Genomic DNA, 12998 nt, shown 5'->3' with positions numbered 1-12998 from the left:
GGCATTTCAATCCACGTCCCCGCGAGGGGGACGACGCCAAAAATAGCCAAATCTGCGACTAAAATCGCAACTATATTCAGCTATTTTCACAATATTTTACATAACAATTCCCCCCATAGCACTAAAACTCTCAAAAATGCCAATATAATATCCTCAATCCCGGTGCGAATCTCCTGGTATTTTTATGTTTGCTGCAAGTTCGCACTACATAAGCAGCACCCCCTTCATATCCAGACTTTCTCTCACCTCTATATGCTCCACCTTGTTTTTGTAATTATTCCCCAGATAATAGAAGCGCAGGCTGTCTTTTTCCGTATCAATAATCTCTTCCAAAACCGCCTTTACCTCCCTGCATTTTGCCGCGTCCATTTCACATTCAAAAACGGAATTCTGAACCCGTGTTCCGTAGTTGACGCATTGTTTTGCCACCTGCCGCAGGCGTTTTTTTCCTGCTGCGGTTTCTGTGTTTACATCATATGTAATCAACACCAGCATATTTTCCTCCCCCCCTCAGACTGTCCGAAAACTAACAATTGATGTGACTCTATCCCATTTTCATTACAGTTTTCGGCATTAAAGTGGGAGATGTATTGGCAATTTATGCCTGTTTTCTCATTGTTAGTGGGAGAAAATTTTCCATCCTTTGAGTTTTCGGACAGTCTCCCCTACTTCCACATAAACGGCGGATATTCGTCCAGATCGCCCCGGATATAGCGGGTCAGGAGCAGGGCCTGTGCGTATGGCGTCATTCCCCATTCCACTTTTTCGTCCAGGAACGGATGACGGATCATTTCCTGTTTCCGCGCCTGCCAGGATGATAAGACAGCTTTTCTTGTATCCTCATCCATCATAACCGCGCCGTTTTCTTTTTGGGAGAATCCGGAGCGGGATACGATTCGTTTGTTAATCAGGGAAATCACAAACCGGTCTGCCAGGATCGGACGTAACTCTTCCATCAGGTCCAGGGCCAGGGACGCCCTTCCCGGGCGGTCGCTGTGCATGAATCCCACATACGGATCCAAGCCTGCCGTTTCTAATGCGGACAGATTCATCTGAGCCAGCAGCGTATATACAAACGACAGTAATGCGTTGACCGCATCCAGGGGCGGGCGGCGGTTTCTTCCGGTAAAGGAAAAGTCCTCCTTTTGCTGCAGAATCAGGTCATCAAATACAGAAAAATACAGGCTGGCCGCTTCTCCCTCGATTCCCCTCAGAGTTTCCATGGAACTGCAGTCCTGTACAGCTCTGAGCGAGTTTTTCATCTGAGCAGACACTCTTTTAAGCTTTTCCGTATTGAGCCGCATCGCATGATCCCGCGTAGCCCGTTCCAGCACCCATCTGCCGTTGAATATTTTTCCTGTGATAAAGCTTTTCGCGATATCCAGACTGCTTGTTTCATCCTCGGACAAGGCGTACTGCTTCTTTCGCAGCAGTACATTTCCCCTCACTTCACCGGAAACCCTGGCCAGGAACCGCCCGGATCCGGACAGGAACGACAGTCCGATATTCCTCTTTGCACACGCCCCCATCAAAGCGGGGCTGGCGCCTGTAAACCCATATGTAACAATAGCCTCCAGATTGTGCAGGGGGACTCGTCCCACCTCCGTTTTCCCGCACAGGATCACCACATTTTCCCCGTCCAGGGACAGGTACCGGTCGGATGAAGTGATATATAGTGTATTCAGCAGCCGTTTCATTGTTCACCTTCCTCTCCGAGCCGTCCGGAAATATATTCCCTTGCCGATAAATGCTTCATGAGCTGGGGAAGACAGGTATTTTTAAGGGAACAGGCGTTGCACGCTTTCGTCCGTCTCACCTTCGGCGTATACCGCCGCCGGAAGTATTGGTGCATTTCCTCAAACGCATCTCTTACCTGCCGCCGGATTTCCTCATCCAGTGTCACCGCAATCCGCCTGCGGATCTCCCCGTAAAACAGATACCCTTTGGGGATGCCGCACTCCAGCATCTCCTCCAGGCACATAGCCTGGGCGGCCATCTGGAGGATATCCGCTTCATTCTCCTTTGGCCGGCCCTTTTTGTACTCAACCGGATAAACGAGGTATTTTCCTTCCCTGCCATGAATGGAAACCCCGTTTTTATCATCACGGTGAAATTCCACGATATCGCAGATCCCGCTGACCCCCATACTCCGGGAAAATACAGGCATCCCCCTGGATATAATTACATCCTTCCGCTTTTCGGATGAGTATCCGTCGTGCGCCTTTTTGTGGAACAGATTGCCTTCCACGGTCCTCACATTGTCGTCCCATTGCTGTTCAATGTGGATCAGGGCCCACTGACGCCTGCAAAAGGAAAAGTGCTGAATACCGGATAACATCAGATAGTCTTCTTCCTTATATTCCATCTATGATCTCCACTTCCAGCCCAGGCAGCTCATTCTGCACGATCTCATAATCCCCAAAGGAAGACGCCTCCTCGACGCCGTCCTTTCGCCTGATCTCAATGCTGCCATGGACTTTTGCCGCGGAATACTGGCCGATTGCGCAGTTGTGCTTCCACCAGTATAAAGTGTGTACCTGCATGCTTCCGTCCGGCCTCGCGGAGGACGCGTCGTTGACAAACAGGGTGAGGAGCGCCTTCTTAAGCTTCTCTGCATCCTCCTCGCTAAATCCTGTCTTTTCCGCGAGCTGCACGTTGACGCTTCCCTTCAGCACATAGAGGCCGAAATCAATCCGGTGCTTCATGCCCATCGTATCCGAGCTTTTTTTATCGGGATTTTTGGCGTCAGTCTCGCTGTTTACGCTCTTTGTGATCTGGATGCTGACCGGGGTGACCGCGTCCACGCTAAAAGCCGGGTGGATGGAAACCGGCCCCCGGACGCCCACGGAAATCCCGCCCGCGTCAAGCTCTTCATCCTTCTTTTTTCCCTTTGAAAATGCAAATACCTGCCCGAAGCTGCGCACATCCAGCCATTTTTCACACGCCATTCTGGAGAATTCGTCCTTCTTTCCCTCTTTTTGGGCCTTCCCCATATCCTTTTGCGCGCTTAAACGATCGCGGAGGCTTTTAAATTCATCCTTCCGCTTATCGTCGGACTGCACGAAAATGTCTTCTCCCATATCGAGCCAGCGGTTCCTGATTTTCCGCTTGATGCATACATCCGAGATTTCCCCCAGGCCGTCGTATGTCACTCTGGGCATATTTCCGCTTAAGGGATCCCCGTTCGGATTTGCGTTTTTCACGCTGATCAGCGCCAGAAAATCGATTTTATTCTTTAGTGTGCTCATGTCCTTCCCCTCCTGATTGTCTTCTGTTCTCTGCTTTATTTTTAAAGGCTTCCATCTGCGCCTCAAATCCCAGTATCATCCGCCCGTCCAGATGCCTCGCGCCTGTAAGCGCCTCCAGCGGATTTTTCACCAGATTGGCCGCGATGGCATTCCTCTCATCCTGGATCCAGCGCGCTTTTGGCCCAAGCTTCTCCTCATAGACCTGGATCTTATTCTGGATCACACTCATATATTTATTGGGGTGTTCCGCAAATTTCGTAAACAGGCGCATGGCGTTTGTCGCCCGCTCCTCTCCCGCGCTGTACAGCGCGCGCCGTTCCATCTCATGCGCGCACGCCAGCCAGCGCCCGTAGTTATAATGAATATCTATGGAATCCCTGTTGATATCCATGGTTCCCACCTCCTTAAAGTCAGCTCTCACTACCGAACATGTAATTTTCAGAAGCCTGTCCCAGTTTTTCCCGCTGTAGCGCAGAGGATAACGGGACTTTAACACCAGCTTCCTGGCAATGTCCCCCGGCAGGGCCTTTCCTTCTGTCACACACGGGAGCAGGCGCACGATGGCGTCCCCTTCGATTTTTTTCTCTTTATCCACTTCGATTTTTCCGTTTTTTTCCACGCCCTGTGCAAAGCGGGCAATCTCTAAAACGGACGGGGACTGGATCCGTTTTACCCAGGCCTTTTTGTCCGCATCAAACGAGCCGTAATCCCAGGCGTGGGCCGTATGCCACCTCCCCACATTTTGAACCAGCTCTGAATACTGCGCCGGGGAAAACTCCTGGTAATAGCAAACGGACAGCCGCCCCGGCGTAGCCGCTTCCAGTACAAGGAATGCGATCCGTTCATTATGCCTTAAATCCTGCTCCCGGCGGAAAATGGCCGCTTTCAGGCGGGCTGCGAATTCCGCCTGCGTGTCTGCATTCACGATCGCGCTTTCTTCTTCCTCATCGTCAAACAGGGCTCCTGTGCCGTCAAATACCTGCGCCAGATCCGATCCGGCCCCGTTTGAAGCGCTGAGCCCCCACGCGACCAGCATCTTGTCTCCAATGGCTTGTCCCTGTTTCTGTATCAGCCACTTTAACGCATTGTGGATTTTCTGGGACGCTTCATAGCTTATCTGCGCCGCCTGGCCGGATGTGGCAAAGCGTCCGGAAAAGACAAGGCCCCTGTTTTCCTTCTCATTGGCGGATATCAGCTTGGCGTTTGCATTCGCGTTCCAGATCGTTTTCGGATGGTTTTCTGAAAGCAATCCCTCCTGGCCGCTGATATAGCACAGGCCCTTTTCGCCCTGCCTGCCGCCCAGATAGCGGACAAAGTCTTCCTGAATGCTCTTCTCGTTCCATAACTCCAGATCCTCCATACCAATACCTCTCCGGATCCCGACTCTCACCAGCTCCCGGCATTTCTTGTCCAATTCCTCTGGCTTTGAGGCGTCAATTACTCCTTTCCGCTCCAGATCATGAAGTAACGTGTTCTTTTCCAGATACAAACAGACGGTTTTCACATAGTTATTGCCCTGCTCTGACTGACACCATGCCCGAAGCTGCTCCATGTATGTGAAATGGGGCTTTTCATTATCAATCTGATACGCCGCCCCATCCCCTGCCAGGTAGCTCAGCTTGTCAAACAGCGGATGCGGACATGGATTCGTCCCGGAGCGCCCGGCCGATTTTTCCGTGCAGGGAATGCTGATTTTCTGCTTATTTTTATCTGATTCATAGCCGGCGTCCGCAAACTCCCCCTTCTCGTCGAGCCACAACACAATCGGGGCCGCCGCCATTGTCTGGGAAATCAGATAATGCTCCAAAAGCTCCGTATCGTTCTCCTCATACGCATACTCATACGTACGGTGCAGCAAATCCATCATACCCATGGCTTATGCCTCCTCTGTATAAGAAAAATTTATCTGAGGTGAAAATGGTTTCATCGGCGCGTTCCTGAGCAGCCGTTCCTTCGGGCAGTCCTCCGGCCGGCAGCACAGGATCCTCCCCTTTCTCATCTGCGGATACCAGAAGCGGACCTTCATCTCATGCCCGTCTGTTTCATCCGGATATCCGATGGAGTGATACTGCAGCCCGAAGTCCATGTCCGTCTCATCATATGCCCCCTTCCTGCTTCCGAATTCCACGGGTTCCACATAAGCCTGGCATTCCCTTGCCCCGAGAAAAATATCTCTCCTCCCCCCTGCCCTCAGGCTGCGCAGCGCCATAAAATAGTGCTTATTTTCATCCCAGTCCCGGCTCAAATCAGGACGGTTTTGATTGAATTCAAAATGCGCCCTCACCTCGTACTCCACATCCCTTAAGTACGTATACCTCGCCAGATCATTTCCCTTGTCCCCGATGGGGCGGATTCCCTTTCCCTCCATCCGGATCGGGTTCATAACCCGGATTTCGTCCACAACCCATATGATCGACGGTTTCCAGTACACGCTCTCCGTTACCCCTTTTATGCTCTGGGGGGTGGGAATCTGCAGGCTGCTCTTTTCACCCCCGATTTTCGTCGCCGGATCCGTAAACAGCGCATACCGCCCCCACACACGGTAGGTTATCTCATTTTTCATTTTTCATCCTTCACCTTCCCAGTCAACGCAATAAAAACTCCAGTGTCTGTTCTTCTTTTATACCAACGGTTTCATCATAATACCCATCCCGCAGAATCAAAATCCCCGGCGCGGGGGATGCTGACACGGCGTGCTGGTACGCGCGCAGCCTGTCCGTATACAGGCTTACAAAATAGGGCCGCGCCTCCCGGATGAGCCTTCTGATTTCACCAAGGTGAAACCGTCCGTCCTTTTCCATTATCTGACGGATCAGTTCGTCTCCCTTTTTGTAGGGAACCAGAACCGATACCGTATCCTCGTCAATCACCCGGAACTGCCTGCCCGCCGTCTCAAACGGATACGTCAGGATCCACTTATAATCTCCCACTCTGTTCTGATAACGCCTGCGAAGCGCCGTATCCCCTGTTGTTGTAAAATACGAATATAAATCCCGTATTTCCGGGTCGCTCTTTACCGGATAACTCATCCGGGACTCGATGTCCGCCGCCCCGAAATACTTCTGATAGTAATCCGACATGGCCGCCGGGGACAGGAGGCTGCCATGATACGCCTGCGGCATCTTTCTGTATGTATCCAAAACTGCCCTTGTCTTCTCCTCCCCCACGATGATTTCCTGCATGGAGCCCAGACGCTCATCCGCTATATTTATGATATAGGTAATCCCGTTTTGCCCCTGTTCCCCGTGGCGGTTCCCCCGCCCGCTCGACTGGGCGATGGAATCCAGCCCTGCAAGATTCCTTACAACACACTCAAAGCTTACGTCCACGCCGGCTTCCAGGATGCTTGTGCTGACACAGACGACGGAACGCTTCTGCTCCAGTAATTCCTTCAGGCGGCGGATCACATCGCTGCGGTGCGCCGGGCAAAGCTCGGTCGTGATATACAGGATTTGCGCATGGCTGCTGATCCGTTTTTTTAACGCTTCATAGAGCTGTCTGGCGATCGTTTTTGTGTTCATCACAACCAGAAGGCTGTTTACCTCCCCTTTCGCCTCTTCAAGGAAATCCGCCGCTGCTTCTATGCTGTATCCGCCCGCCTGCGTCCTGTCCCTCACCTCCATGCGCTGGAATTTTTGAAATATTTCATTCACATTTGGCATGATTTCTTTCACTTCTGTTTTAATCCCAATTGGCCGTTTCTCCAGTTCCGGCTGCGTCGCTGTACACAGTAAAACCGTTGTATTGCATGCATTGTACAGAAAATTTACAAGTTCGCCAAATAGCTTCATGGTTTTCAGCGGCAGGGCCTGGACTTCGTCCATGATGATCACCGAATCCGCAAGGCTGTGCATTCGTCTGATATCCTGTGTTCCAGGGCCGTATACGGTGTTCAGGAACTGCACGGTTGTGGTGAAAATAAAACTGGTATTCCATCTCTCGGTCAGCAGCCGGTACTGCTCGGAGGAAAGGTTATGTTCCTCTGCGTCTCTTTCTTCCTCCCCGCCTCTGTCTCCTTCCTGCCCCTCTGTCACAACATTCGAGTGATGCTCCAGAAGATCCTCCCCGCACTGAAGCGCATCCCGCACGGCTTTCGCATTCTGCTCGATGATACTCGTAAAAGGCAGGACCTGTATGATATGCCCAATCCCCGCCGCGTCCTCTTGCCGCATATGCCTAAGGGCCATGCGCATGCCTGCAAAGGTCTTGCCTCCTCCTGTGGGTACGGTCAGCTTGTATACGCCCCTGGGCCAGCCGCCAGCTTTGTGGCAGGCAGCGGATACCGCCTCCCGCAAATCTCTTATCTTCTTTTCAGACGGGCTTTTCGGCTGCCTCTCATGCAGCCTTTCCAGAAACTGTTCCAGCCGTCGCCCATACAGATCCCAGTCCCTGTTTTCCGGCTCCGGCTTCTCCCCTTCCATAAACAGGCGCGTGTCTTCCCTGTCTGCATCGATCAGGCAGCTATACAGAAACCTCACCAGCAGATGGAGCTGAAATTTAGTAAATTCAGGCAGGCGTTTCTTCCATTCTTTCAGCTCCTGTACCGAAACCGAAAACAGGCGCTCAAGCTCTGCCCTTGAAAACTCATGTTCAAATTCCGCCCTGATTTGTGCATATTCCTCCCGTTTATGAACCGGGTATCCCTCAATCCGCTTCCAGAGAGGCGCGGATGTATCAGGCCCCAGATAATCCCTGAGCCCCCCGTGATGGCTGGCAATGGCCATGGCCAGAATCTCTGCCGCCAGCTCCGAATACGGATCCGCCCTGTCGCGCAATTCCTCCATCACATAAACCGCGCCGAAGCTCCCGTGATCCACGCTGCCCTTCCTGGGCGGGGCGGGGGCGTCTCCCGCCTCATACCGCATACAGGCATGCAGATAGTCCTGATATGCATCGCTGAATTTGCCGCTGTCATGGAGAATCCCCAGCAGCCGGCCTGTCTCTCGCATCCCGGTTTTTGCCGCGAACCGCTCTGAAAATGCCGCTGTTTCCTCCAGATGGGCCCGGACGCTCTGATATTTGAACCCGCCGTCCGCAGTGCTTTTAAAATGGGCATATTTCACAGAAACCTCTCTGGCCGCTTTGTCTGGTACACACTTCATCTGTCTCATATTCTCTCCGCCCTGCCGTTCTCCCTTGTTTTCTACATTTTACCATATTTTTCAGCATTTTCCTATAAAATAATCCTTGTAAATGCATAAACTTTACAAAAAAAGTTACGATTCACGGCCCGGCTAAAAAGAAGCCGTTCCGTGAATCATAACCATAAAAAAGACATCAGAATTCCTTAAAAATTTCTGATGTCTTATGAAAACGAACCAGTGCAGCGTTGCGTTGCGTAAACAGCGGTGAATCTTATGAACCATCCTCCATCTCATTCAGCACCCACAGCGCGTAATCCACATATACATTGCAGGCGAGCAGGAGTCCTTCCTCGTCCATGTCAAACAGCCCGTGATGGTGCGCTACGCCCGTGTTCGGCCGCTCCGGGTGATGCGTCCCCACAAAAGCGTACATGCCCTTTGCGGCAGCCAGATAATCGGCAAAATCATCGGCCCCGAGCTCTTTTTCCCGGTCGTTTATGATACATTCATCCGCAAGGAAGCGCTTTGTCACGGCCGTCACCTCATCCACGGCCTGCGGATCATTGATAAGCGGCGCGGCATAATCCCTGAATTCCACCAAAGCCTCCGCGCCGTACAGGGCGGCCGTCTCCACCGCGATCCGGCGCACGCGCTCATTCGTAAAGGCGCGCACTTCCGGCGAAAAGCAGCGGGTCGTTCCCTCAAGCGCTGCGTGCTCCGCCACGATATTATACTGGGTCCCGGCCCTCACCACGCCGACTCCCACCACGACCGTTTCCAGCGGATCCGTATTCCTGGCCACAATGGACTGCAGCGCGACCACGATTTGGGAGGCAGCATAGGCCGCGTCGATCCCCAGATGCGGCTTGGAAACATGCGCGCCCTTTCCCGTCACCCGGATGCAGAAATAGTCGCAGCTCGCGTTCTGCGGCCCCTTAGTGAGGGAAATCTTCCCGCTTTCGATTCCGCTGCAGGCATGCGCGCCGAAGACGCGGGACGCGCCTTCTAAAAGGCCGGCCTGTACAAACAGCCTGGCGCCCTGGCCTATCTCCTCTGCCTGCTGGAAAAAGAGCCGGATCTGCCCGGAAAAATCGTCCTCCTTATCCTTCAGGATCTTCGCCGCTGTAAGCAGCGTCGCGGCGTGGCCGTCATGGCCGCAGGCATGGCATATCCCCGCGTTCTGGGAAGCGTACTCCTCTGTCTTTAAATCGTCCATGGCCAGGGCGTCGATATCAGCCCTTAAAACCACGGCCCGGCCCGCGCGGCCGCTGTCCGGGGCTTTCTTTGTACCGTCAATCCAGGCGTATACGCCGGTTTCCCCCACTCTCTGATGCGGGATCCCCATATGGTCTAACTCCGCCTCAATCGTCCGGCACGTTTCAAATTCCTTCAGGCTCACCTCCGGGTGCGCATGAAAATACCGCCTCATACGCACCAAATACTCTTTTTCCTTTGCCACATACGGCTTCAACGGCATGATAACTCCCTCCAAACTTGCTCTGTAAAGCTAATTTAGTTTTCAGCGCCCTCCCATGCACAGAGGAAAGCCCCCTGGTAGGCGTCCTTAATGGTCTGCTCCACCTCTTTGGTGTGATAAGCGTCCACAATCTTTTTATAAACCTCGTTATCCTTATCCGCGCTGCGCGCCGCGATAATATTGATAAGCTGCGGAACCGCCTCATTCGTCGCAGGATCCACATCCTCCTGGAAAATAGCGTCCTCGGCGGGATTAAGCCCGGCCGTGTACGCGTTTCCGCCGTTGATGATCGCAGCCGCGCAGTCCGGGAGGATATTGTAAAGCGTTGCGGACTCTGCCTCCTTGATATCAATCTTCACATTATAATTCAGGATATCCGCCTTAGTCGGCGTATAGCCCTTTTCCGGATCACACTCGATCAGCCCGGCCTTTTCCAGGAGCTTTAACGCTCGGCCGCCGTTCGTCAGATCGCTCGGGATCGCAATCACATCGCCGTCCTTTATGTCCTCCATGGAAGAAATCTTGTCTTTGTTGTTAAATACAGCCAGGGGAGCGATGATTGTATCGCCGATATCCACAATATCATACCCCTTCTGGGCAATGTCATTCGCCAGGAACGCCTTGTGCTGGAATGCGTTCAAATCAATCTCGCCGTCATTTAACGCGCGGTTCGGGGCCGCATAATCCGTAAACTTCACAAGCTCCACCTGGATTCCGTCTCCGGCCAGAAGCTCATTGATCGTATCCCACTGAGCGTTGTACTCGCCCACCACGCCAACCTTTACCACCACGGTCTCCGGCGCTTTAGCGGCGTCCGCGCCCTCCCCTTCGGCCTTTTCTGCGGCCTCGGTCTGCGGTGCGTTTGCAGCGTCCGTCTGCGGCGCGCTGTCCTTTGAGCCGCAGCCAGACAGGCTTACGGCGCATACGGCGGCCAGAGCGGCGGCAGCCGTCTTTTTCCAGATTTTGTTTGTCTTTTTCATAATTTTTCTCTCCTTTTCATCTATTGTTAAAATGTATGTCCTGATGCCTATGCCATGAATCCGGCAGGAACATATATGCAGGTTTTCGTTCATCCGGACATACACCATAACCATTTTTTACAACACCTAACCCGGACAAGCCGGAACCAATAATTTTGTCATTTTGCGCAAAATTTTGTTGCTAAAGCCTAATGCGTCGTTTTGCGGATAATCACATTTCCCACAAACTGGATGATACTGATGATGATCAGAATAATAATCACCGTCACCCAGCTCATATCCGTATACCCCATCTGATACCCGTAGCGGATGGCAAAATCGCCGAGCCCTCCGGCCCCGATCGCGCCTGCCATGGCCGTGATGCCGATGAGGCTGACAAAGGTTATCATCGTCACGCGCGTGATCCCCGGCACGCTCTCTTTCAGATAGACCCCGAAAATGATCGCCGCCGGGCCGAAGCCCATGGCTTCGCTGGCCTCAATCAGCCCCCCGTCGAGATCCGCCAGGACAGATTCGATCTGGCGCGAGAAAAAGGGAACCGTGCCCGCAATCAGGGCCACATACGACCCGGTCACCCCGGATCCGGTTCCCACGATTGCCCGGCTGACCGGAATCAGCAGCACCATTAATATAATGAAGGGAATCGAACGGATCACGTCAATCGCTTTGTCAAGAACGTTGTAAATGACAACGTTCTGCAAAATTCCGCCCTTCCTCGTCACGATCAGCAGCACTCCGAAAAACAGTCCCAGAAAAAAGGAAATCGTCCCGGACACAAACAGCATCTTTAAGGTCTGCCCCAGGCATTTTAAAAGCTCTCCCCCCAGACGCTCCAGGTTGGGGGCAATGGTATACAGTATACTCATTCCTTAATCACCTCCACTCCAATCTCCAGGGAATGAATGTAGTCCATGGCCTTTTTCATGGCCTCCTTCTCCCCGCTTAAGGTCACCACCAGCTTTCCCAGGGGCTTTCCCTTGAGAAAATCGATATTTCCGTAAATGATATTGGCGCGTATGCCAAATGCGCCGGACAGATGGGAAATCAGCGGTTCGCCGGCATTGTCCCCGGAATACGTCAGGAGCAGCATCCGGTCCCCGGGCCGGATCTCAGTCAGTTCATGTTTCTCCTCAATCAGCTCGTGGATCTTGCGGATGTTGCTGGCCGTCTCGATGAAATCCCTTGTGATCGCCTCTTTCGGATGGCAGAACACATCTACCGTGCGGCCCGATTCCACAACCACGCCGTCCTCCATCACGGCCACCCGGTCGCAGATGTCCTTTACCACCGCCATCTCATGCGTAATAATCACAATCGTAATCCCCAGATCCTCATTCACCTTCTTGAGAAGCTTTAAAATCGACTGCGTGGTCTGCGGATCCAGGGCGCTTGTCGCCTCGTCGCACAGGAGCACCTTGGGATCATTCGCCAGGGCCCGGGCGATCGCCACCCTCTGCTTCTGCCCTCCGGAGAGCTGGGACGGATAGGCGTCCCTCTTATCGCTTAATCCCACCAACTCAAGGAGCGACAGGATCTTCCCCTTTCTCTCCTCCCTGCCGAGCCCGGACTTCTTGAGCGGAAATTCGATGTTCTGGAACACGGTCCGGGAGCGCATTAAGTTAAAATGCTGGAAAATCATCCCAATCTTCCTGCGGATCCCGCGCAGCTCTTTTTCGTTTAATCCCGTGAGTTCCACCTCGTCGATCCACACGCGCCCCGCGGTCGGCCGTTCCAGCAGGTTCATGCACCGAACCAGCGTAGACTTCCCCGCGCCGGAAAAACCGATGATCCCGAAAATCTCTTTATCCTGTATCTCCAGACTGACGTCCTTCACGGCATGAACCCGGCCCGAGGCGGCGTCAAAAGTCTTGCTCACCTGCTCTAGCTTAATCATAGTCTGCAGCTCCTCCTTACTTTTTTCTATTGCCCTTGCGATTCTCTTTCCTTGTTTTCTGAAGCGCAGGGCCAGCCAAACAATAAAAAAGCCCCCGCCCTGTATTTAGGACGAGAGCAATTGCTCACGCGGTACCACCTAATTTCATCCGCCGCTCGCGCGAAACGGATCTCTTCGAGTACGGCCTCTCCGGCTTATACTCTGGCGCTGTAACGGGCGCGCCCGGCATGATCTAAACATAACGCACTCAACCATGCGGCTCCGGGACCATCTTCATAAACCTGCCTTTACTCCCTTTCAGCGCCGGGAGCTCTC

The 12998-nt window shown here is 53.0% G+C and carries 11 protein-coding genes, 1 CRISPR repeat array and 1 other annotated feature (2 of these 13 only partly in view); all 11 genes read right to left on the bottom strand.

Annotated elements, in window-relative coordinates:
- Positions 1-35: direct repeats of the CRISPR family, unit length 32 nt; unit sequence ATTTCAATCCACGTCCCCGCGAGGGGGACGAC; it reaches 1598 nt to the left of the window's first position.
- 169 nt (positions 36-204) lie between these two features.
- Positions 205-495, bottom strand: a complete 291-nt coding sequence (gene cas2, locus NFS31_RS14645; protein ID WP_251496435.1) for a CRISPR-associated endonuclease Cas2 — start codon at positions 493-495, stop codon at positions 205-207.
- A gap of 170 nt (positions 496-665) precedes the next feature.
- Positions 666-1697 carry a type I-C CRISPR-associated endonuclease Cas1c gene (cas1c, locus tag NFS31_RS14640; protein ID WP_251496432.1) on the bottom strand — a complete coding sequence of 344 codons (1032 nt, stop codon included), beginning with the start codon at positions 1695-1697 and terminating at the stop codon, positions 666-668.
- Complete coding sequence (gene cas4, locus NFS31_RS14635; protein ID WP_251496430.1) at positions 1694-2365, bottom strand: CRISPR-associated protein Cas4; 672 nt, start codon at positions 2363-2365, stop codon at positions 1694-1696. Before cas4 ends, cas1c begins: the two co-directional genes overlap by 4 nt.
- The gene (gene cas7c, locus NFS31_RS14630; RefSeq protein WP_251496428.1) at positions 2355-3248 is read right to left on the bottom strand and encodes a type I-C CRISPR-associated protein Cas7/Csd2; all 894 of its coding nucleotides are present in this window, start codon (positions 3246-3248) and stop codon (positions 2355-2357) included. Before cas7c ends, cas4 begins: the two co-directional genes overlap by 11 nt.
- Complete coding sequence (gene cas8c, locus NFS31_RS14625; protein ID WP_251496425.1) at positions 3229-5121, bottom strand: type I-C CRISPR-associated protein Cas8c/Csd1; 1893 nt, start codon at positions 5119-5121, stop codon at positions 3229-3231. The genes cas7c and cas8c overlap by 20 nt, the downstream gene beginning before the upstream one ends.
- Positions 5122-5124: 3 nt before the next feature.
- On the bottom strand, positions 5125-5811 hold the full coding sequence (gene cas5c, locus NFS31_RS14620; protein WP_251496420.1) for a type I-C CRISPR-associated protein Cas5c: 687 nt from the start codon (positions 5809-5811) through the stop codon (positions 5125-5127).
- 22 nt (positions 5812-5833) lie between these two features.
- Positions 5834-8359, bottom strand: a complete 2526-nt coding sequence (cas3, locus tag NFS31_RS14615; protein ID WP_251496416.1) for a CRISPR-associated helicase Cas3' — start codon at positions 8357-8359, stop codon at positions 5834-5836.
- Between the two features lie 244 nt (positions 8360-8603).
- A complete protein-coding gene (locus NFS31_RS14610; protein ID WP_251496413.1) occupies positions 8604-9809 on the bottom strand; it encodes an amidohydrolase in 1206 nt (401 codons plus the stop codon).
- Between the two features lie 35 nt (positions 9810-9844).
- Positions 9845-10789, bottom strand: a complete 945-nt coding sequence (locus NFS31_RS14605; RefSeq protein WP_251496410.1) for a MetQ/NlpA family ABC transporter substrate-binding protein — start codon at positions 10787-10789, stop codon at positions 9845-9847.
- Between the two features lie 188 nt (positions 10790-10977).
- Complete coding sequence (locus NFS31_RS14600; protein WP_251496408.1) at positions 10978-11655, bottom strand: methionine ABC transporter permease; 678 nt, start codon at positions 11653-11655, stop codon at positions 10978-10980.
- Positions 11652-12683, bottom strand: coding sequence for a methionine ABC transporter ATP-binding protein (locus tag NFS31_RS14595; RefSeq protein ID WP_251496406.1), 1032 nt, complete (start codon positions 12681-12683; stop codon positions 11652-11654). The genes NFS31_RS14600 and NFS31_RS14595 overlap by 4 nt, the downstream gene beginning before the upstream one ends.
- 103 nt (positions 12684-12786) lie before the next feature.
- Positions 12787-12998 (bottom strand) — a binding site (T-box leader); it runs 44 nt beyond the window's last position.

This window comes from Otoolea muris (assembly GCF_943193115.1).
GTDB classification, from domain to species: Bacteria; Bacillota; Clostridia; order Lachnospirales; family Lachnospiraceae; genus Otoolea; species Otoolea muris.
Note: the sequence above shows the minus strand (reverse complement) of the source record. Positions and strands in the feature narration are given on the sequence as shown.